Source organism: Myroides pelagicus, from assembly GCF_009711055.1.
GTDB lineage: Bacteria > Bacteroidota > Bacteroidia > Flavobacteriales > Flavobacteriaceae > Flavobacterium > Flavobacterium pelagicum.
The window spans coordinates 1-20861 of sequence record NZ_WMJY01000030.1; the positions used below are offsets into that span (position 1 = coordinate 1).

At 34.9% G+C, this 20861-nt stretch carries 19 protein-coding genes; 11 read left to right on the forward strand and 8 right to left on the reverse strand.

Features of this window, described 5'->3' with window-relative positions; translation table 11 throughout:
- Positions 1-478: 478 nt before the first annotated feature.
- From GJV77_RS11575 to GJV77_RS11605, 7 genes are all read left to right on the forward strand, one after another.
- Positions 479-1864 (forward strand): NAD(P)-binding domain-containing protein, encoded by a 1386-nt coding sequence (locus tag GJV77_RS11575; protein ID WP_155036522.1) that lies wholly within the window; start codon positions 479-481, stop codon positions 1862-1864.
- Positions 1865-2189: 325 nt separating this feature from the next.
- Positions 2190-3053, forward strand: coding sequence for a sigma-70 family RNA polymerase sigma factor (locus GJV77_RS11580; RefSeq protein WP_002987652.1), 864 nt, complete (start codon positions 2190-2192; stop codon positions 3051-3053).
- A gap of 95 nt (positions 3054-3148) precedes the next feature.
- Complete coding sequence (locus GJV77_RS11585) at positions 3149-3517, forward strand: hypothetical protein (RefSeq protein WP_155036523.1); 369 nt, start codon at positions 3149-3151, stop codon at positions 3515-3517.
- Positions 3518-3579: 62 nt separating this feature from the next.
- Entirely contained in the window at positions 3580-4446 is an 867-nt protein-coding gene (locus tag GJV77_RS11590; protein WP_155036524.1) for a helix-turn-helix domain-containing protein, read from the forward strand.
- 93 nt (positions 4447-4539) lie between these two features.
- Positions 4540-4899 carry a hypothetical protein gene (locus tag GJV77_RS11595; protein ID WP_155036525.1) on the forward strand — a complete coding sequence of 120 codons (360 nt, stop codon included), beginning with the start codon at positions 4540-4542 and terminating at the stop codon, positions 4897-4899.
- A gap of 87 nt (positions 4900-4986) precedes the next feature.
- Complete coding sequence (locus GJV77_RS11600; protein WP_155036526.1) at positions 4987-5781, forward strand: MbnP family protein; 795 nt, start codon at positions 4987-4989, stop codon at positions 5779-5781.
- 50 nt (positions 5782-5831) lie between these two features.
- The gene (locus GJV77_RS11605; RefSeq protein ID WP_155036527.1) at positions 5832-6881 is read left to right on the forward strand and encodes a cytochrome-c peroxidase; all 1050 of its coding nucleotides are present in this window, start codon (positions 5832-5834) and stop codon (positions 6879-6881) included.
- A 52-nt stretch (positions 6882-6933) separates the two neighbouring features.
- On the opposite strand, the gene lysS is transcribed toward GJV77_RS11605, so the two are convergent.
- Positions 6934-8634 (reverse strand): lysine--tRNA ligase, encoded by a 1701-nt coding sequence (lysS, locus tag GJV77_RS11610; protein WP_155036528.1) that lies wholly within the window; start codon positions 8632-8634, stop codon positions 6934-6936.
- 190 nt (positions 8635-8824) lie between these two features.
- On the opposite strand from lysS, the gene GJV77_RS11615 reads away from it, so the two are divergent.
- The 3 genes from GJV77_RS11615 (at position 8825) to rpe (ending at position 10447) form a co-directional block, all read left to right on the forward strand.
- Positions 8825-8989 carry a YqaE/Pmp3 family membrane protein gene (locus GJV77_RS11615; protein WP_155036529.1) on the forward strand — a complete coding sequence of 55 codons (165 nt, stop codon included), beginning with the start codon at positions 8825-8827 and terminating at the stop codon, positions 8987-8989.
- Between the two features lie 12 nt (positions 8990-9001).
- Positions 9002-9718 carry a lipoyl(octanoyl) transferase LipB gene (gene lipB, locus GJV77_RS11620; protein WP_155036545.1) on the forward strand — a complete coding sequence of 239 codons (717 nt, stop codon included), beginning with the start codon at positions 9002-9004 and terminating at the stop codon, positions 9716-9718.
- Between the two features lie 66 nt (positions 9719-9784).
- Entirely contained in the window at positions 9785-10447 is a 663-nt protein-coding gene (gene rpe, locus GJV77_RS11625) for a ribulose-phosphate 3-epimerase (RefSeq protein ID WP_155036530.1), read from the forward strand.
- Between the two features lie 263 nt (positions 10448-10710).
- Here the strand turns inward: rpe and groL are convergent, their stop codons facing one another.
- The 7 genes from groL to miaB form a co-directional block, all read right to left on the reverse strand.
- Positions 10711-12339 carry a chaperonin GroEL gene (gene groL, locus GJV77_RS11630; RefSeq protein WP_155036531.1) on the reverse strand — a complete coding sequence of 543 codons (1629 nt, stop codon included), beginning with the start codon at positions 12337-12339 and terminating at the stop codon, positions 10711-10713.
- A 39-nt stretch (positions 12340-12378) separates the two neighbouring features.
- The gene (locus GJV77_RS11635) at positions 12379-12654 is read right to left on the reverse strand and encodes a co-chaperone GroES (RefSeq protein WP_155036532.1); all 276 of its coding nucleotides are present in this window, start codon (positions 12652-12654) and stop codon (positions 12379-12381) included.
- A 142-nt stretch (positions 12655-12796) separates the two neighbouring features.
- Positions 12797-13150 carry a preprotein translocase subunit SecG gene (gene secG / locus GJV77_RS11640; protein WP_155036533.1) on the reverse strand — a complete coding sequence of 118 codons (354 nt, stop codon included), beginning with the start codon at positions 13148-13150 and terminating at the stop codon, positions 12797-12799.
- Between the two features lie 5 nt (positions 13151-13155).
- Positions 13156-13986: a tetratricopeptide repeat protein gene (locus GJV77_RS11645; protein ID WP_240142861.1), complete on the reverse strand. Its 831-nt coding sequence runs from the start codon at positions 13984-13986 to the stop codon at positions 13156-13158.
- Positions 13987-13997: 11 nt separating this feature from the next.
- Positions 13998-14501 (reverse strand): LPS assembly lipoprotein LptE, encoded by a 504-nt coding sequence (lptE, locus tag GJV77_RS11650; RefSeq protein WP_155036534.1) that lies wholly within the window; start codon positions 14499-14501, stop codon positions 13998-14000.
- Between the two features lie 3 nt (positions 14502-14504).
- Complete coding sequence (locus GJV77_RS11655) at positions 14505-15797, reverse strand: sigma-54 interaction domain-containing protein (RefSeq protein ID WP_155036535.1); 1293 nt, start codon at positions 15795-15797, stop codon at positions 14505-14507.
- A 40-nt stretch (positions 15798-15837) separates the two neighbouring features.
- Positions 15838-17286 (reverse strand): tRNA (N6-isopentenyl adenosine(37)-C2)-methylthiotransferase MiaB, encoded by a 1449-nt coding sequence (gene miaB / locus GJV77_RS11660; RefSeq protein WP_155036536.1) that lies wholly within the window; start codon positions 17284-17286, stop codon positions 15838-15840.
- A gap of 1049 nt (positions 17287-18335) precedes the next feature.
- Between miaB and topA the strand changes: the two genes are divergently transcribed.
- Positions 18336-20861 carry a type I DNA topoisomerase gene (gene topA, locus GJV77_RS11665; RefSeq protein ID WP_155036537.1) on the forward strand — a complete coding sequence of 842 codons (2526 nt, stop codon included), beginning with the start codon at positions 18336-18338 and terminating at the stop codon, positions 20859-20861.

Below are 20861 nucleotides of genomic sequence, written 5' to 3' on the forward strand. Positions count from 1 at the left end.
ACCCTGATACTATTTTAGGACTTTTTCAGTGCCCTCTATAACTGAGGGTGCTTTTTTTTTGGTATATTGACAAAGTAAGTGTGCAGGATTTGCGATGTAATTTTGGTTTTTAAGCAATACTGTCTTTTTAAATTGTTAAATTCTATTTATTTTGTGAATTTTATTCATCATTTATAATGTTAAACCTTTCATTTGATTTTCATAAAGCCTATTTATGTTGTATCTTAGCAGTGTTACTAAAAATAGGTAATATAATAGGGATTAGTTTTTCCTCGATTACCTTTCTCAAATTGGATATTTTATTCAATCCTAAATTTTAGACAGTTTGCAATTGCAGTCTAAATCTTAAAGCACATATTTTTATCAATGTGCATCTATTAGAACAGACTATGTTCTATCTCGACTGAGTACTCAGTAACAATCATTTTTATTAATTACTCTGCCATGTATTTGGTGGGGCTAAAATTTTTATGTTTTTATGTCAAATTTTAAAGTAGGTATTATTGGTGCAGGTCCGAGTGGATTAGCAATGTTAAGAGCTTTTGAGTCAGAGCAAAAAAAAGGGAATCCAGTTCCAGAAGTCAAATGTTATGAAAAACAAGATAATTGGGGGGGAATGTGGAATTATACATGGAGAACAGGTGTAGGTAAATATGGAGAGCCTATACACGGTAGTATGTATAAGTACCTTTGGTCGAATGGTCCGAAAGAGTGTCTTGAATTTGCTGATTATACTTTTATGGATCACTTTAAACAACCAATATCTTCTTACCCTCCAAGAGAGGTGCTTTTTGACTATATTCAAGGACGTATCAAACAAAGTAATGCTAGAGATTATATTAAATTCAGTACTGTAGCTCGTTGGGTTGATTACTTAGAAGATAAAAAACAGTTTAGAGTAATTTTTGATGATTTAGTAAAGAATGAAACTTTTGAAGAATACTTTGATTATCTAGTAGTTGGAACAGGGCACTTCTCAACGCCAAATATGCCTTATTTTAAAGGAATAGATAAATTTCCAAATACGTTAATGCACGCACATGACTTTAGAGGTGCAGATCAATTTATAGACAAAGATATTTTATTAATTGGTAGTAGTTACTCGGCAGAGGATATCGGTGTACAGTGTTTCAAACACGGAAGTAAATCAGTTACAATTTCGTATCGCAGTAATCCAATAGGTGTTAAATGGCCTAAAGGGATAGAAGAGAAGCCTCTTGTAACGCACTTTGAGGGTAATGTGGCTCACTTTAAAGATGGCAGTACTAAGGCTTTTGATGCGGTTATTTTATGTACAGGGTATCAACATAAGTTTCCATTCTTACCAGATAATTTGCGTTTAAAAACAAAGAATAATCTATATCCAGAGAACTTGTATAAAGGAGTTGTTTTTAATAATAATGAGCGCCTTATATTTTTAGGTATGCAAGATCAGTATTACACATTTAATATGTTTGATACGCAAGCGTGGTTTGCTAGAGATTATATGTTAGGAAGAATTTCTTATCCTGCCAAAGAACAACGCGATGCGGATATCAAAAAATGGGTGGATTACGAAAGAAGTACGGTTACTGGACCAGAACATGTAGATTTCCAAACAGATTACATTAAGGAGCTAATTTCTCTAACAGATTACCCTAATTTTGATTTAGATAAAGTAGCAGATATGTTTAAGAGCTGGCTTCAGGATAAAGAAAACAATATCTTGAATTACCGAGATCAAGTTTATACTTCTGTGATGACTGGTGTCACAGCTGAGGAGCATCACACGCCATGGATGAGTGAATTGAATGATAGTTTAGAACGTTATTTAGATGAAGTAGAAGCAGATGAGGCTGAGTTGAGTAAAGAGAATTACTACTAAGAGCATATAAACTTTAACTTATACCCGTTATACCCTAAATAAACAATTGGGTATAACGGGTTTGTACTTTGTTAAAGTTTTATTATTTACTCTTTTTTGGTATTTGATTTGTTTGTTGTTTTTGCAAATAGGGTACTGAATATTAGAATAGGGTAAAAAACATATAACAATAAATATAAACTTCAAGATGTTATCTAATTGTAAATGAGTTTAATATAGTTGGTGTTTGAAGAAAAATAAAATATTTTTAAAATGTTTGTAACCTTTAGCTAGTTAGCCACGTATAATAACTGTTACATTAATTTGAAATAAGGATAAGAATAATATGAGACAACTTAAAATTACCAAGCAGGTAACCAACAGAGAGACGGCATCGTTGGATAAATACTTGCAAGAGATTGGTAAAGTAGACCTAATTACGGCAGATGAAGAGGTAGAATTAGCGCAGCGTATCAAAGCTGGTGACCAACGTGCACTAGAGAAGTTGACTAAAGCAAACCTAAGATTCGTTGTCTCTGTAGCGAAACAATATCAGAATCAAGGATTAACTTTACCGGATTTAATTAATGAGGGAAATCTAGGTTTAATTAAAGCAGCACAACGTTTTGATGAGACACGTGGTTTTAAATTCATTTCTTATGCGGTATGGTGGATTCGTCAGTCAATATTGTCAGCATTAGCAGAGCAATCAAGAATCGTACGTTTACCATTGAATAAGATTGGTTCTATTAATAAAATTAATAAGATGTACGCTCTATTAGAGCAATCTAATGAACGTCCTCCTTCTGCTGAAGAAATTGCTGTAGAATTGGATATGACAGTGAATGATGTAAAAGAGAGTATGAAAAACTCTGGACGTCATTTGTCTATGGATGCTCCATTAGTAGAAGGTGAAGATTCTAACTTATATGACGTTTTGCGTTCAGGTGAGTCTCCAAATCCAGATAGAGAGTTAATCCACGAATCTCTTAGAACTGAAATCGAAAGAGCATTAGAGACATTGACACCAAGAGAAGCTGACGTAGTACGTCTGTACTTCGGATTAGGAGATCAGCATCCAATGACTCTTGAAGAAATAGGTGAAACATTTGATCTTACTAGAGAGCGTGTTAGACAAATTAAAGAGAAAGCAATTCGTCGTTTAAAACATACTTCTAGAAGTAAAATACTTAAGACTTATTTAGGATAGTACCTATAGATAAATAATATGTAAAAGCGTTGTTCTTATGAACAACGCTTTTTGCGTTTTGTAATCCAAGGTTACTATAGTATATTTGTAAGAGTATGAAAAAAGCTTTATTAATTATCGTAACAGTGATTTTGATTCGACCTGTAGTTCCGGTATTGGACTACTTGATCGATTACGATTATATTGCCACTGTTTTGTGTATTAATAAAGATAAGCCTGAATTAGCTTGTAATGGTAAGTGTTACCTTATGAAGGAGATGGCTAAAGTAGCAGAAGATCAAAGTAACGATATGGCTAAGAAACTATGTAGCCTATCGTTTGCATTCTTTTATTATACAGATAATAGTGAGGAAGTAGTCTTTACTAAACTATCAGCTTATTTAAAACCAGTTTTAGGTATTAATGTAGAACTTAAACCTGAACTATTTACTAGTTCTTTGTTTCGCCCTCCACATATTGTTTAGTTAATTCTATTGTGATGCTTTATTAGAGCATCTAGAAGTGTTATTAATTAAATCTATATCTTATGTTCAATCACAACATAAGGTCTTGTTCTATAAGTTATTTTACGCAACGCAACTCTTCTTTGTTTATGACTAATGTTTCTGATATTAGTTATAACTTTCCATTGCTGATACACAACTTTGTAGCTCAGTTTTATATGTTTTTAGTATTGTCAGATGGAGAGTATGAAGTGTCTGTTAATGAGTTTACCTTATCGAATCAAGACCAAACTATTATAATTATTAAGCCAGGTGATTATGCTCAGTTACAGTTTAATCAATGTTCTGGTTATGCTGTCGTTTTTGATGATTCCTTCTTTTCACAGCGCTATCACGAAAACAATTTGCGCTTATTTGACTTCTTTCAGCCTGGAGCATTGCCTTATGGGCGTTTAGGTCGCGATCATTTATTGAAGTTAAAATCTATGCTTGAATTTATGCTTGATGAATATCAATCATCAAATGGGCATAAGGAGACTGTTTTACGCTCGTATTTGAATATTTTGTTGTTTAGTTTTAAGCAGGTAGAAACTTTAAGTGTTTCGCTTACTAAGCCTGTAGCAAAGATGGTTAATGAGAAAGTATTTGAGTTTGTTACCCTAGTCGATGAGTACTACAAAGAAGCGAAAACACCCTCTTTTTACGCAGATAAACTTTGTGTTACACCAAATTATCTCAATAAGCTTTGTAAACAGGAAAGGGGAGTGACAGCAGGTCATATTGTTCGTCAGCGCATAATGATAGAGGCAAAACGTTTGTTGCGTTTTACAAGTTTTACGATTAAGGAAGTAGCTAATGAGTTATGTTTTGATAGCACCTCATACTTTGTTACTTTTTTTAAGAAGTTTGAAGGTAAGACACCTGAGGAGTATCGAAAGTATATTGTTTAGTTTTTTAGTCATTTCGTTTCTTGAATAGTGAATTAGCTTTATAATAATGTTTTGAAAAGGTTATTTCATTTGGAGTAATAGTAATTTTGTCACGTGAAAAAAATATATCTTGTAATTGTATTTGTTGTCTTATTCCGCCCTGTAATCCCAGTGGTGGAGTACGCTATTAATTATGAGTATATTGCAACTGTACTTTGTGTGAATACAGATAAACCTGAGTTACAGTGCAATGGTAAGTGTCATGTAGCTAAAGAGATGACCAAATCATTAGAAAAAGAAGGTAAAGTAGCGCTTGAAAAGCTTAGTTTAACTTTTGATTTTCAGATCCCCCCTTCTTTCGACTACCCATTGTCTAGTCATAGTATAAATATATTGATCCATACACCTAATAAGTATGTCAATAACTATTACTACTTATTAAGTCCATTTTTATTGGATCCTCCCATTGTATAGCTTGATTTTACTGTTACTAGCTGCGTCTAAGGTTACTTGGACAGGCAGTTAATTATTCAATTATTTTAATCAAGAATTCAACAAACAATGAAAAAGGTTTATATATTATTTTTAATGGTTGCAGGTTTATCGTTTACAGCCTGTTCAAGTGATGACAATTCGCCAAAAAGAGCGGAAGAGTTAAAAGGGTCTAACACGGTCACTTTTATTTTTGATCATAAGATGTTAGGAGAGAACATTGTGTATGATCAGCAATATGCTGAAAACAACAATAAGGAGTCTTTAAGTTTTAATTTTATCAAATACATTGTTAGTAACTTTGTTTTAATTGATGAAGAAGGTAAAGCGTTTACTTATGATAAAGCTAAAAGCTATTTTATTATTGATTCAAAAACAGATGATTTTGAAGTTACTCTTACAAATGTACCAGCAGGAAAGTATCGATCTGTTAAGTTTGGTATAGGTGTAGACCAAGAAAAATACCTACGAGGAGAAGAAGAACAACAAGAATTTTGGGATCTATGTAGTAAGCACGGTTTAGTGTGGAGTTGGATTACAGGGTATAAATTTATTAATACACAAGGGGAGTTTATAGTGGACAATGGTGAGCTTTCTGGTTTTCAATTACACATTGGTAGCCATGGTTCAAAATTAGACAATTATAGAGATCTAGTGTTGAATACGCCTAAATCATTTGTGATTAGTGATGATTATGCAGCTAAAATTACTGTGGAGTTAGAAGCTTCTAAATTATTAGATAGTAAACATCAAATACCTTTAAAGGATAAACCTTTTATAATGGTGGATGCTGAGCGTGCTCCGATGATAATGGATAATGCACAGACAATGTTCTCGATAAGTCATATCGAAGTAGTAAAATAATAGACTAAAATACGGGGAAGGATGACTTCCCTTTATTTAAAAGACTTGTCATGAGAATTAAATTAGTATTGCTATTGGGAGTAGGTGTTTTCTTGTCTAATTGTTCTACAGAAGACACTAATTACAATGAGCTTGATAAGGAAGGTGACGGATATAGTTTCGTTGTGCCGACGAACTTTCCTGAGTTAAAGTATAAGTTTGTCAATAATGAGATTACTAAGTCGGGTGTTGAATTGGGTAAGAAGTTATTTCATGATCCAAGACTTTCAGAAGATAACACTGTGTCTTGCGCAAGTTGCCACGATAAAAAGGCTGCTTTCTCTGATCGAGGAAAAGCATTTAGTATCGGTTTAGAAGGGCAAGTAGGTAAACGCAACGCACCTCCAATACAAAATATGGCTTTTAATGATGAATATTTTTATGATGGAGCATCTAATAATTTAGAGATGGTTTCGATTGTGCCTATACACAATCCAGTTGAGATGCGAGAAACTTTGCCTACAATCATGGATAAGTTACGCGATGATCAATCATATCAGATACTGTTTAATAAGGCTTATAAGGATGTGAAAATGACTACTACGTCTATGTTGAAAGCATTAGCTCAGTATATGACAGTATTAGTGTCTAGTAATTCAAAATACGATAAATATATTAGAAATGAACCAGGAGGGGAGTTGTCATCTACAGAATTGCATGGTTTAACATTATATAGACAAAATTGTGCTAGTTGTCATGCGACAGATTTGTTTACCGATAACAGCTTTAGAAATAATGGTTTACGTGTTAACCCTGTTTTAGATGATAAAGGAAGGTATGAAGTTACAGGACAAGAAGAAGATAAGTATGCTTTTAAAGTCAGTAGCTTGCGAAACGTAGCTTTTACCGAGCCATATATGCACGATGGTAGGTTTAAGACGCTTGAGGAAGTTATTGATTTTTATCGTTTTAGCGTACAGGATTCTCCTACATTAGATCCTTTACTGAAACAAAGTGATGGAACGTTAGGTATTCAGTTTAGTGAAGAAGAAAAAAAGGCTTTACTTACCTTTTTAGAAACTCTAACTGATTCAGAGTTTATTGATAACCCCGCTTTCTAAATTGAAAACAAAAAACGAGACTATTGAGTCTCGTTTTTTTGTTCTTGTATGATTAGTGTAAATATATAACAAACTTTACATCATCTTCTGATTCTACTTTCGTTAAGTTATGAGAAGCAAGTCCTTTCATTGCTTTATCCCATTTTTTACCACTTAGAGCAGCTTGTTCTTTTAAAGATCCTAGTTCAACTTTATTATCGTTGTTTTCCAGAATTTGAATAATGATCTTTTCTTCATCAGTCAGCTCTACAGCAGGAGCAGTTTTTTCTGGTCTCATTTGAGGGAAGAACAAAACTTCTTGAATAGAAGGGTTGTTCGTTAAGAACATAATTAAACGGTCCATACCGATACCTAACCCTGACGTAGGAGGCATACCATATTCTAACGCGCGTAAGAAGTCTTGATCAATAAACATCGCTTCATCATCACCGCGATCGGCTAATGCCATTTGGGCTTCAAAACGCTCTCTTTGGTCAATAGGGTCATTAAGCTCAGAGTATGCATTAGCAATCTCTTTACCACATACCATTAATTCGAAACGCTCTGTCAATTCTGGATTATCTCTATGAGCTTTAGTTAATGGAGACATTTCTTTAGGATAATCAGTAATATATGTTGGTTGGATATAGTTTCCTTCACATTTTTCACCGAAGATTTCATCGATAAGCTTTCCTTTACCCATCGTTTCATCTACTGGAATCCCCATACCTAGCGCAGCTTGGCGAATTTCTTCTTCTGTTTTACCTGTAATATCAAACCCTGTAAACTCTTTGATAGAGTCTGCCATAGTGATACGTTTATAAGGTGCTTTAAAGTCTATTTCGTGCTCTCCAAAAGTAGCCTTAGTAGTTCCGTTTACTGCGATAGCACAGAATTCTAATAAGCGCTCTGTAAATTCCATCATCCAGTTGTAGTCTTTGTAAGCTACATAGATTTCCATTGCTGTAAATTCAGGATTGTGTGTTCTATCCATTCCTTCGTTACGGAAGTTTTTAGAGAATTCATATACTCCATCAAAACCACCAACGATTAGACGCTTTAAGTACAATTCATTAGCAATTCTCAAGTATAGTGGAATATCTAATGCATTGTGGTGCGTAATGAATGGACGTGCAGAAGCACCACCTGGTATGGATTGTAATACAGGAGTTTCTACTTCCATATAACCAGCCTCATTAAAGAACTGACGCATAGCATTGAATAACTTTGTGCGCTTGATGAAGATATCTTTGTTTAATGGATTTACCACTAAATCAACGTAACGCATTCTGTAGCGCAATTCAGGATCTGTAAATGCGTCAAATGTGTTTCCTTCTGCATCTGTTTTTGGTAATGGAAGTGGACGTAAAGATTTACTTAGTAATTGTAATCTTTTTACGCGTACTGTTTTTTCACCTACTTGAGTAGTGAATAGTTCTCCTTCAATCCCTACAAAATCACCTAAGTCAATAAGCTTTTTGTAAATTTCGTTATACAACGTTTTATCCTCACCAGGACAAAGTTCATCTCTATTGATGTATAATTGAATTTTCCCTTCGCTATCTTGGATAGTTGCGAATGATGCTTTTCCTTGAATTCTCGAAGACATTAATCTACCAGCTACGATAACTTTCTTACCTTCTTCAAAATCGTTCTTTATCTGCTTCGAAGTATGATCTATTGGAAATAGATTAGCAGGATAAGGATTCACACCAAGCTCTTGTAACTTGCTCAGCTTTTCTCTTCTGATGATTTCTTGTTCTGAAAGTTGCATAATAACTGTAAATTAATTTAAAAGGCAAATATAGTTATTCTTTGAAAATGCGACAATTACTCGAGGTGTTTAAAGTACTTTATTTTGTATGGTTGGTTAAATATTTTTTTAGGGAATGTGAAAATTGTCTTATAATGATGGAGTTCACTAAAAAAATGACGAAATTTGCTGTACTAAAAAAGTTATTATCATGAGTTTAGGAAGAGTTTTGTTGTCAATTTTATTACCTCCTTTGGCAGTATTTGACAAGGGCTGCGGGTCTATTTTGATTGTAGCTATACTGACAATTTGTGGTTGGGTGCCTGGTATTATAGCTGCACTTGTTATTCTAAATAACCCGAAGTACAATAAATAACCAATGAGAACGATGAACAAAAAAGTGACGCTTATTGATTTAGGCGAAAAAGACTATAAAGATACTTGGGACTACCAAGAAAAACTGTTTCAATCTATTTTAGATGTAAAAGTTAGCAATCGAAGAGAGGATAAAAATGAACAAACAGCGAATTACTTATTATTTGTAGAACATCCACACGTCTATACCCTAGGTAAGAGTGGTGATATGGAAAATCTTTTGTTAAATGAAGATCAGTTGAAGGCTAAGGATGCTACTTTTTACAAGATTAATCGTGGTGGTGATATTACCTATCATGGTCCAGGTCAGATTGTAGGTTACCCTATATTAGATTTAGAGAATTTCTTTACTGATATCCATAAGTATTTACGTCTTTTAGAAGAGACGATGATTCTTGTGTTGAGAGATTATGGAGTAGAGTCGGGTAGAAGTGAGGGTGAGACTGGAGTATGGTTAGGTGTTGGGACGCCTTTTGCTCGCAAGATCTGCGCGATGGGTGTAAGAGCGTCTCGTTGGGTTACGATGCATGGATTTGCGCTGAATGTAAATTCAGATCTAGGATATTTCGACAATATTATACCTTGTGGAATCCGTGGAAAGGGTGTTACTTCTTTAAATGTTGAACTAGGTGTTGACTATGTAGATGAAGATGAAGTAAGAGCGAAGATAATCAAATACTTCTCAGAATTATTTGAAGCACAAGTTGTCGAAAACAAATTAGAGCAATAGACATAATGAATCCCAATAGCACGGCTATTGGGAATTTTTTTATCTTTGTACAAACAACACGCATATATGAAAAACACAATTATAGCACCTTCAGTATTAGCAGCTGACTTTGCTAATCTTCAAAGAGATATTGAAATGGTAAACAATAGTGAAGCTGATTGGTTTCACATTGATATTATGGATGGAGTATTCGTACCGAATATTTCTTTTGGAATGCCTGTTTTAGCTGCAATTAATAAGCATGCAAAGAAAACACTTGATGTACATTTAATGATTGTTGATCCCGATCGTTATATCAAAACGTTTAAAGAGCTAGGAGCGGATATATTAACTGTTCACTATGAGGCGTGTACACATCTTCACCGTACAGTACAAGCTATTAAAGCTGAAGGAATGAAAGCGGGTGTAGCACTTAATCCACATACACCAGTTAGCGTATTGGAAGACATCATCCAAGACCTTGACTTAGTATTAATCATGAGCGTTAATCCTGGTTTTGGTGGGCAAAGCTTTATTGAGAATACTTATGATAAAGTACGTAAATTGAAAGCACTAATTGATGCGAAAGGAACGAATGTAATGATTGAGATCGATGGAGGTGTAAATAATAAGAACGCTAAAGCATTAGTTGATGCTGGTGTTGATGCATTAGTAGCAGGTAATTTTGTGTTTAGTGCATCGGATCCTATAGCAACTATTGCTGATCTGAAAGAAATAACTTCAAAATAGCGTTTTTTATGAAAAGCGGTAGGTTCGTAGTGAGTTTATTGCTTATATAAATATAGGCGTATAGGAACATCTCTTCTTCATCTAAAAATCAAATGAGAAATTTTTTATTTTGCGTTGATTTTTATCTATCACACTCTGCCTTTAATTTACCTACGAGTCTTGTCTTTATCGAATGCTTTTACTTTTGTATTGGTTTAGCAATAAGTAAAAAATAAGGGGACTATCTATGATAGCCCCCTTTTATATTGAAATAAGATAAAATATTACATCATACCTGGCATACCACCACCCATAGGCATAGCAGCAGCGCTTTCATCTTTGATATCTACTAAAGCACACTCAGTGATTAAGATCATACCTGCTACTGACGCAGCATTTTCTAGTGCAACTCTTGTTACTTTCTTAGGATCAATAACTCCTGCTTGTAACATATCTATATATTCATTTGTTTTTGCGTTGTATCCGAAGTTTCCTTCTCCTTCTAATACTTTAGATACGACAACAGAACCTTCTAGACCTGCGTTTTCAACAATAGTTCTCAATGGAGATTCTACTGCTTTAGCAATTATAGCTATACCAGTTTCTTCATCAGCATTATCAGCTTTGATGTTTACTAAAGTATTTTTAGCTCTTAATAATGCTACACCACCACCTGCTACGATACCTTCTTCTACAGCAGCTCTAGTTGCGTGTAATGCATCATCTACGCGGTCTTTTTTCTCTTTCATTTCAACTTCAGAAGCGGCTCCTACATATAATACGGCTACTCCACCAGCTAATTTAGCTAAGCGCTCTTGCAACTTCTCTCTGTCATAGTCAGATGTAGTCGTTTCCATTTGTGCTTTGATTTGGTTTACTCTGTTTTTAATCATTTCTACCTCTCCGTCACCACTAACGATAGTTGTGTTGTCTTTGTCAATGCTTACACGTTTACATGTACCCAACATATCCAAAGTTGTGTTTTCTAATGTGTATCCTTGCTCTTCTGAGATTACAATACCTCCTGTTAAGATAGCGATATCTTCTAGCATTGCTTTTCTTCTGTCCCCAAAACCAGGAGCTTTAACAGCTGCAATTTTTAATGCACCTCTTAATTTATTTACGACTAAAGTTGATAGGGCTTCTCCATCTACATCTTCAGCGATGATTAACAATGGCTTTCCAGATTGAGCAATTGGTTCTAATATTGGTAAAAGCTCTTTTAATGAAGATACTTTTTTATCGTATAATAAGATATATGGAGTATCTAATTCCACTTCCATCTTCTCAGAATTTGTTACGAAGTATGGAGATAGATATCCTCTGTCAAACTGCATCCCTTCAACTACATCAACAAATGTTTCTGTACCTTTAGCTTCTTCAACAGTGATAACACCTTCTTTCCCAACTTTTTCAAAAGCTTGTGCAATTAAATCACCAATAAAATCGTCGTTGTTTGCTGAAATAGAGGCTACTTGTTTGATTTTATCCATAGAACCACCAACTTCTTGAGACTGTTGTTTTAAGTCTGTTACGATGATTTCTACGGCTTTATCGATACCGCGTTTTAAGTCCATTGGATTTGCTCCAGCAGCTACGTTTTTAAGACCTTCTTTTACGATAGCTTGAGCTAATACAGTGGCAGTTGTAGTACCGTCACCTGCTAAGTCATTTGTTTTAGAAGCTACTTCTTTTACCATTTGAGCTCCCATGTTTTCTAATGTGTCTTCTAGCTCAACTTCTTTTGCTACAGATACACCATCTTTAGTTACCGTTGGTGCTCCAAATGATTTACCGATGATTACGTTTCTACCTTTAGGACCTAAAGTTACTTTTACTGCATTTGCTAATGCATCTACTCCACGTTTTAAACCTTCACGTGCTTCTATATCGAATTTTATATCTTTTGCCATTTCTTTTGGATTTAGTTGTTTTGGTTTTTAATTATTTACTTATACAATTGCTAGAATATCATCTTCACGCATGATTAGGTAATCTGCCCCTTCTAATTTAAGTTCAGTTCCTGCATATTTTCCGTATAATACAGTATCACCTACCTTTACTGTCATTTCGTGGTCTTTTGTCCCATTTCCGACAGCGACTACAGTACCTCTTTGTGGTTTCTCTTTAGCGTTGTCTGGGATAAAAATACCAGAAGCTGTTTTTGTTTCCGCTGGTAAAGGCTCTATTAAAACTCTATCTGCAAGTGGCTTAATGTTTACTGACATAATTGTATATTTTTTTAATAATAGTTTATTTGTTTTACGTCTAAATAATTGGCATAAAGTATGCCAATTCGCAAATTGGCAGAGTTAGATAAAAAAAAATGCCAGCTTGACAGCTGGCATTGATACTATATGACGGAATAAATTATTCTGCTTGTTGATTGTCACTTGCTGGTGCTTGTTCAACAGGTGTTTCTGTTGATGGATTAGTCGTCGCAGTTGGAATGACTGCATTTTGATCTAATAATTTAGAATCTCCAGATACTCCTCCTCCTGTACTTAAGCTTGACATTAAAATTAATACGATTAATGCTGCTCCTAAGAACCATGTACTTTTATCCAAGAAATCATTTGTGTTCTTTACTCCTCCTGCTACAGTAGAACCTCCGAAAGATGAATCAAGTCCTCCTCCTTTTGGGTTTTGTACCATAATTACTACAATTAGTAAGAAACATACGATTGCGATCAGTACTAAGAATATTGTAAATGATGTATTCATAACTATTAACTGTTATATTGTTGTAATGCTTTTATATCTAATATTTGGTTTGCAAAGAAACTACTTTTTTCTGGATATTTCAAAATTAATATTTCATAAGCCTGTATAGCTTTTTGATATTTTTTTTGCTCCAAATATATTTTTGCTAATGTCTCTGTCATTAAGTTAGTGTTCTCTTGTGTGCTAGTCTCAATGTTTACAGGGGTTAACGTGCCTTTTTTAGTAGCGACTATCTTTGGGTTTGTCTCAATAAAGCGATCTATAATTGTTAAATTTTTTTTCTTCTTCTCTTCAATATTTTTTTCCTTTTCCGTTAAAAGAGGTTCGTTTTCTCTGTCAATAGGGGAGTAGTTCGTTAGTTTTAACCATTCTTCGTAGGAATGTTTTTCATTTTTTGAAATTGTTAAAGGACTTCCGATCTCGAGCTTGTTTTCGAGTTCTTCAATAGAATCAATGGGATTGTCGGTTGCTTCAGTTACTTCTTCTTTTGGTTCCTGTATATCATTAGTCGATATTCCATTATCAATTTCTTTTTGTTCCTTTTCTTCATTTGTGGAAAGAAGAGGTGCCTTTATTGGTTGAACAAAAGATTCTTGTAAGAAGCTTTCCGTTGTTATGTATTCAAAGAGTATTTCTCTATCAAGGGTATAGGCTGCTGTAGTCTTCAGCATAGAATTATACTTTTTGCTGTTGTCTTGATAAAGCTTTTTAAGAAGTATACTACGCACAGATTGGAAATAGGGGTACCTTACTAATAAACCTTCTAATTCTTCTATAGAACAAGAGGTTAAATCAGTTGATTGGTTCATTTCGCTATGTAAGTTGTCTATACTCAAAGTTTATTTGTTTACCACTTTGCTAGTGATTCGTTAAACACGTCTTGTGTAATTCGCTCGTAGATCACGTTTAACGCTTCTGTAAGACTAGGTCCAGCAAGTTGTACATTAGCATCGTAATCATAGTAAAAAGAGAAGCGCTTTTCAAAATCATCTTCAGGTGTATTTTTGTTAATAAAGCGAACATTAATCGCGATATATAGTCTGTTTTGTGCTGCACGCTGATCAGCGGTTGCAGTTGTTGGACTGATTCGGTAATCAACGATTTCTCCTTCATAAATTAAATCACCTCCTTCATTTGTCAAACTTAAACTGGTTTGATTTTGTATCAAATCTTGTAACGACATGGTGAATGTTCGTTCTATTCCCGGTTCTACTAAGTCTGCATTATTTTGAAAGTAATTGACCTGAAATGAATCTGCATTAATCTTTCCTGTACCTGTAAAGTTATAATATTTACAACTATTAAAAAAAACTACAGTTAGTAAAATAAGAAGTAAGTTCTTTATTCTCATGATTTATAGATTGTATTGTTTGATTTTTCTATATAAAGTTCTTTCTGAGATCCCTAGTTCATCAGCTGCAGCTTTTCGTTTACCTCTATTTTTATCTAGTGCTTTACGGATTAATTCGACTTCTTGTTCTTCTAGATTTAGAGGTTCTTCTTCTATAGCTTCAGCTAATAGATAATCCTCATCGTCGTTAATATCGTCCGCTATTGTCGCATGGTGAAACTCGTTTTGTTTTACGTGTTCTTGAGCGGGAGGTAATAGACTTAAAGCTGTGTGACTATTTTGATTAGTCATTTCTGATGGTTCAGATGATTTAGAACCATAGATGCGCTGTATCAAGTTTTGATTGGCTTCTTGAACTTGTGTATTGTCGTGTTTCAGTAATTCTAACGTTAGTTTTTTCAGGTCGTTAAGATCACTTTTCATGTCAAATAGAACTTTGTATAGAATTTCTCTTTCATTAGAGAAATCTGATTCTGCTTTTTTTCCATTGACTACAGAAGGTACTTGTCTATCGTGATTTGGCAAATATGACTGCAATACGGGTAAAGTTATATTTCGATTGGTTTCTAGTACAGAAATCTGTTCGGCTACGTTACGCAATTGACGGATGTTACCATCCCAACGATAGCGTACTAAATAGACAGCTGCATCAGCTTCTAGTTTGATCGGAGGCATTTTGTATTTATGCGCAAAATCCGAGGCAAATTTTCTAAAAAGTAAATGAATGTCTTCTCCTCTTTCACGTAGTGGGGGTAGGGTGATTTCTACTGTGCTTAATCGATAGTATAAGTCTTCTCTAAATTTGCCTTTTGCTATAGCGTCCATCATATTGACATTTGTAGCCGCTATGATTCGAATATCACTTTTCTGTACTTTAGAAGAACCTACTTTGATAAATTCACCGTTTTCTAATACACGAAGTAAACGTACTTGTGTAGTTAGTGGAAGCTCTCCCACTTCATCTAAAAATATTGTTCCCCCATCGGCTTCTTCAAAGTATCCTTCACGGGTGCTGACCGCACCCGTAAAAGCTCCTTTTTCGTGTCCGAATAGTTCACTATCTATTGTTCCTTCTGGAATTGCTCCACAGTTGACCGCTATGTATTTACCGTGTTTTCGGTGTGACAAAGAATGTATTATTTTAGGCATACTTTCTTTACCAACACCACTTTCTCCTGTCACCAATACTGAAATATCTGTTGGTGCCACCTGAATCGCTTTTTGAATCGCTCGATTTAGTTTAGGGTCATTACCGATAATCTCAAAGCGCTGTTTGATTGCTTGAACATTTTCCATAGGTGTTCTCTACTTCTTTACAGTGGTTAATAGTTTTTTATTACGCTTGCATAGGAGAGTATCCTATTGCTTTACCTATTAAAGTAGCAGATGTACAATCTGTTATTTCTACAAGTACAAAATCGCCAACGTTATAGTTTTCTTTAGGGAAGACAGTTGTTGTGTTTTGTGAGTTGCGTCCAGACCATTCATCTTCTGAACGTTTGGACGTTTTTTCAATTAAGACTTCTACAGTTGTACCTACAAAGCGTTTTGTACGCTCAAGGCTGATTTTATTTTGTACACTGATGATTTCTGTTAATCGTCGTTTTTTAACTTCTTCAGGAATATCATCTTCTAATTTTCTTGCTGCTAAAGTACCTGGTCTTTCAGAGTAAGCAAACATGAATCCAAAGTCGTAGCGAACGTGCTCCATTAGCGATAAAGTATCTTGGTGATCTTCTTCTGTCTCTGTTGGAAATCCTGCAATCATATCTTGTGAAAGTGAGATATCAGGAATTAGTTCGTAAATTTTATCGACAAGTGCTATGTATTCTTCTCTTGTGTGTTGACGATTCATTGCTTCCAATACTCGTGTACTACCAGACTGTACAGGTAGGTGTATATAGTTACAGATATTGTCGTATTTGGCAATAGTTTCAATAACCTCAATGTGCATATCTTGAGGGTTTGATGTTGAAAATCTGAAGCGCATTTTTGGGAATGCTACTGCGCATTGTTCTAGCAACTGAGAAAAGTCAACAGCTGTTGCTTTTTGCATATCTGTTGCTTTGTCAAAGTCTTTTTTAAGACCTCCTCCATACCACAAATAGCTATCGACATTTTGCCCTAGTAGGGTTACTTCTTTGAATCCTCTATCGTGTAAATCTTTTATTTCTTCTAAGATACTTTGTGGATCACGACTGCGCTCTCTACCACGAGTGAAAGGTACAACACAGAAGGTACACATATTGTCACAACCACGAGTAATCGATACAAAGGCTGTTACTCCATTACTTTGCAAACGTACTGGAGATATATCACCATAAGTTTCCTCTTTTGAAAGAATTACGTTGATTGCATCTCTACCTTCATCTACGTCTTTGATCAAATTTGGTAGGTCTTTATAGGCATCTGGCCCTACGACCATATCTACGATTTTTTCCTCTTCTAAGAATTTTGCTTTAAGGCGTTCTGCCATACAGCCCAAAACTCCAACCTTCATACCTGGATTTTTCTTTTTTACCTGGTTGTATTGATCTAGGCGTTTGCGTACGGTTTGCTCTGCTTTGTCTCGAATAGAGCATGTGTTTACTAATACTAAGTCTGCTTCTTCTAGTTTAGTCGTTGTGTTATACCCTTCATTAGAAAGGATGGATGCAACAATTTCACTATCAGAAAAGTTCATTTGACAACCATAACTTTCAATGAATAATTTTTTATTGTTGTCTTGTTTATTTTCTAGCTGTAAGCTTGTTCCTTGTTTATTTTCGTCAATTACCTTTTCCATAAGATTGTTAAAAGGGGTGTTTTACATTTTAGGCAAAGATACTTTTTTTTGTTCAACTGACAAGATGACAGCTTTTGTTTTTCAATTTCTTTTTTACACAATTGCCCTTAATTATTAATTAGTTATGCTATGTCCGTAATTTACTTTTTAGGTATTAGTAGTTTGTATTACTTTCAGTTGAGTTTCAAGAGTACTGTTGGGTTTTATTAAATCGGAATTATTTTAGGTGTTAATAGTTAGGTGAGCGTAAGGCTAGTGCTGAGAGAAGAATATCTAGTGTGCAATAGGTGCAGAATAAAACTTTGATTTGTATAAATTACTGTGTTGAAAAATGTACTTAGGGGTGTTTTTTAATGTTCTCAAAATGAGCTTAAATATTTATCTGTAAGTTTAGTTCGATACATGCCGAACTAGTGATGAGGTCAATGAAATTAATACTTTGATTGGTTTGTGTATGTCTTGTTGGGGTCGTATTCGGTAGAAGTGCGGAAAACAAAGGGTGTTACCGAATAAGTCTCGGAGAAGTATTGGTGAAGGGGTTGTAAATACTAGGGTTGTGTGTGTTTTTAGTAGCGTAAAGGGCTGAGGGAGTAAGGCGAAATGAGAAAATTAAACAACACAAAGAATGGTGTTTATTACTTGTGGTTAAAAAGGACTTCTTTGCTTTGCTTCGTTTAGATTTTAGAATTGTTAAGGCAACGGATATTTTTGTTTGAAGCTAAAATACGAATTTTATTTGAGTATTCTGCATTTTTGTTTTAGACGTATGACTAACGTAAATGTTTTTCTGTCAATCGTTTGTGTTTGATGGTGTTTTCTTTTGAGATAACTCTCTAGCATAGTTTGAAGGGCAATGTTTCTTAGAGAATAGATGGTTGTTTCGAATTTATGTTAAAAATATATTATATTGTTATTATATTCTTGTTTTGTTTGAGGTGGTGAAAGAGTTGTTTTTAAGGTGTATATAAGGAGTGAAAATAGTATTATTAAGTATTGAAACTTATAAATTCAAAAAAATCATATATTTTTGCTGTTCAAAATAATGAAGTATGGCAAAAAATTTAGTGATTGTTGAGTCACCAGCTAAGGCAAAAACTATAGAAAAATTTTTAGGGAAAGATTATCAAGTTGAATCTAGTTATGGGCATATAGCCGATTTACCATCAAAAGAAATCGGAGTGGATGTTAATAATGGGTTTAAACCGTCTTATCAAGTTTCGAGTGATAAGAAAGCGGTTGTGAAGAAATTGAAGGATTTGGCTAAGAAAGCAGAGACTGTTTGGTTAGCATCCGATGAAGACCGTGAGGGAGAAGCTATTGCTTGGCATCTAGCTGAGGAGTTAAAATTGGATAGTGAGAAAACAAAGCGAATTGTCTTCCATGAGATCACAAAATCAGCTATTGTAAAAGCTATTGGTAATCCTCGACAAATCGACTATAATTTAGTAAATGCTCAACAAGCGCGCCGTATTTTAGATCGTCTAGTAGGTTATGAATTATCTCCAGTTCTTTGGAAAAAAGTAAAGGGTGGTTTGTCTGCTGGACGTGTACAATCTGTAGCTGTTCGTTTAATTGTGGAACGAGAAAAAGAAATCAATGAGTTTCAAGTTTCAACGTCTTATCATGTTGCTGCTGAATTTCAAACTAGCGAAGGAAAGATTTTAAAAGCTAAGTTGGCGAAGGGGTTTGCTACAGAATTGGAAGCAAAGCAATTCTTAGAAAAGAATATTGGCAGTAGATATAAAATTAGTGATTTAGAAACTAAACCTGCAAAAAAGTCACCTGCAGCACCATTTACTACTTCTACTTTACAACAGGAAGCTGCGCGTAAATTGTACTTTTCTGTAAGTCAAACGATGACGTTAGCACAGCGTTTGTATGAAAGTGGATTGATCACTTATATGAGAACAGATAGTGTGAATTTATCACAAGAGGCGATGAAAGCGGCTGCGGATGAGATTACAAAGTCATATGGAGCGGAATATTCAAAACCTCGTACTTATACTACAAAGAGCAAAGGAGCACAAGAAGCTCACGAGGCTATTCGACCAACAAATATGGCATTGCATTCGGCACCAGTTGATCGAGATCAAGCTCGTTTGTACGATTTGATTTGGAAGCGAACATTGGCATCACAAATGAGCGACGCTAAGCTTGAACGTACTAATGTGAAGATCGCATCAGATAAGTATCAAGAACATTTCACAGCAAGTGGAGAGGTGTTATTGTTCGATGGATTTTTAAAAGTTTACTTAGAAGGTCATGATGATGAAGATGATGAAGTAGAAGGAATTTTACCAGCGTTAAAAGTTGGAGAAGAAATAGGAAGAAAGTCTTTAGTGGCCACACAGCGATTTACTAAACCTGCTGCTCGATATACAGAAGCCTCTTTGGTGAAAAAATTAGAAGAGTTGGGAATAGGTCGTCCATCTACCTATGCGCCAACTATATCTACAATTATCGCTCGTAATTATGTGGAAAAAGGAACAACTGAAGGTAAGGAACGTGAGTATAAAACGTTAGAACTTGGACAGGATAGTGTTAAAACTCGTCTATTGACTGAAAAGACAGGTTCTGATAAAGGAAAAATGATACCTACTGATATCGGTATTATTGTAAACGATTTCCTTGTCAAGAATTTTGAGTCAATTTTAGATTATAATTTTACGGCAATGGTCGAAGAGAATTTCGATGAGATTGCAGCAGGAAATGTCGATTGGGCAAAGATGATGAAAGAATTTTACGATCACTTTCACCCGACAGTAAAAGATGTAGAAGAAAATGCAGAACGCGAATCTGGGGAGCGTATTTTAGGGGTAGATCCAAAGACAGGGAAGACTGTTTTGGTGCGTCTAGGTAAGTTTGGACCAATGGCTCAAATCGGTGAAGCAGATGATGATAATAAGCAGTTCGCAAGTCTTGCTCCAGATCAAAATATTGGTACTATTAACCTTGAAGAAGCGCTAGCTTTATTCTTGTTGCCAAAACAACTTGGAGAGTACAAAGGCGAAGATGTAGAGGTTAACAATGGTCGCTTTGGTCCATATGTTCGCTTTGGCAAAGTTTTTATTTCCTTGCCGAAAGGTGAAGAACCTTTAGATGTAACATTTGAGCGTGCAATGGAATTGATAAAAGAAAAGGAAAAAGCTGATGCGCCAATTGCTACTTATCAAGGGCTAGATGTTCAAAAAGGAGTTGGACGATTTGGTCCATACTTAAAGTGGAACGGCTTGTTTATCAATGTGAATAAGAAGTACGATTTTGACAATTTAACGCAGCATGATATTATTGAGTTAATCGAGGATAAAATTCAAAAAGAAAAGGATAAGTTAATACATGACTGGCAGGAAGAAGGAATTCGTGTAGAGAAGGCAAGATGGGGTAGATCAGTTATTCTGCAAGGCAAAGTGAAAATTGAACTTTCTAAAGATGTAGATGCTGTGGCATTGACCTTGGAGGAGGTTAAAGCGATGATTGAAGCGAAAGCTCCTGCAAAGAAAAAAACTTCTGCAAAGAAAGCTACAGCTAAAAAGACAACAACGAAGAAGGCGACAACGACTAAAACAAAAAAGTAA

Excerpts from the sequence above, each read along its gene's own strand:
- GJV77_RS11575 (WP_155036522.1), top strand. The coding sequence starts at position 479 with ATGTCAAATTTTAAAGTAGGTATTATTGGTGCAGGTCCGAGTGGATTA.
- GJV77_RS11580 (WP_002987652.1), top strand. The coding sequence starts at position 2,190 with ATGAGACAACTTAAAATTACCAAGCAGGTAACCAACAGAGAGACGGCA.
- GJV77_RS11585 (WP_155036523.1), top strand. The coding sequence starts at position 3,149 with ATGAAAAAAGCTTTATTAATTATCGTAACAGTGATTTTGATTCGACCT.
- GJV77_RS11590 (WP_155036524.1), top strand. The coding sequence starts at position 3,580 with ATGTTCAATCACAACATAAGGTCTTGTTCTATAAGTTATTTTACGCAA.
- GJV77_RS11600 (WP_155036526.1), top strand. The coding sequence starts at position 4,987 with ATGAAAAAGGTTTATATATTATTTTTAATGGTTGCAGGTTTATCGTTT.
- GJV77_RS11605 (WP_155036527.1), top strand. The coding sequence starts at position 5,832 with ATGAGAATTAAATTAGTATTGCTATTGGGAGTAGGTGTTTTCTTGTCT.
- lysS (WP_155036528.1), bottom strand. The coding sequence starts at position 8,634 with ATGCAACTTTCAGAACAAGAAATCATCAGAAGAGAAAAGCTGAGCAAG.
- GJV77_RS11615 (WP_155036529.1), top strand. The coding sequence starts at position 8,825 with ATGAGTTTAGGAAGAGTTTTGTTGTCAATTTTATTACCTCCTTTGGCA.
- lipB (WP_155036545.1), top strand. The coding sequence starts at position 9,002 with ATGAACAAAAAAGTGACGCTTATTGATTTAGGCGAAAAAGACTATAAA.
- rpe (WP_155036530.1), top strand. The coding sequence starts at position 9,785 with ATGAAAAACACAATTATAGCACCTTCAGTATTAGCAGCTGACTTTGCT.
- groL (WP_155036531.1), bottom strand. The coding sequence starts at position 12,339 with ATGGCAAAAGATATAAAATTCGATATAGAAGCACGTGAAGGTTTAAAA.
- GJV77_RS11635 (WP_155036532.1), bottom strand. The coding sequence starts at position 12,654 with ATGTCAGTAAACATTAAGCCACTTGCAGATAGAGTTTTAATAGAGCCT.
- secG (WP_155036533.1), bottom strand. The coding sequence starts at position 13,150 with ATGAATACATCATTTACAATATTCTTAGTACTGATCGCAATCGTATGT.
- lptE (WP_155036534.1), bottom strand. The coding sequence starts at position 14,501 with ATGAGAATAAAGAACTTACTTCTTATTTTACTAACTGTAGTTTTTTTT.
- GJV77_RS11655 (WP_155036535.1), bottom strand. The coding sequence starts at position 15,797 with ATGGAAAATGTTCAAGCAATCAAACAGCGCTTTGAGATTATCGGTAAT.
- miaB (WP_155036536.1), bottom strand. The coding sequence starts at position 17,286 with ATGGAAAAGGTAATTGACGAAAATAAACAAGGAACAAGCTTACAGCTA.
- topA (WP_155036537.1), top strand. The coding sequence starts at position 18,336 with ATGGCAAAAAATTTAGTGATTGTTGAGTCACCAGCTAAGGCAAAAACT.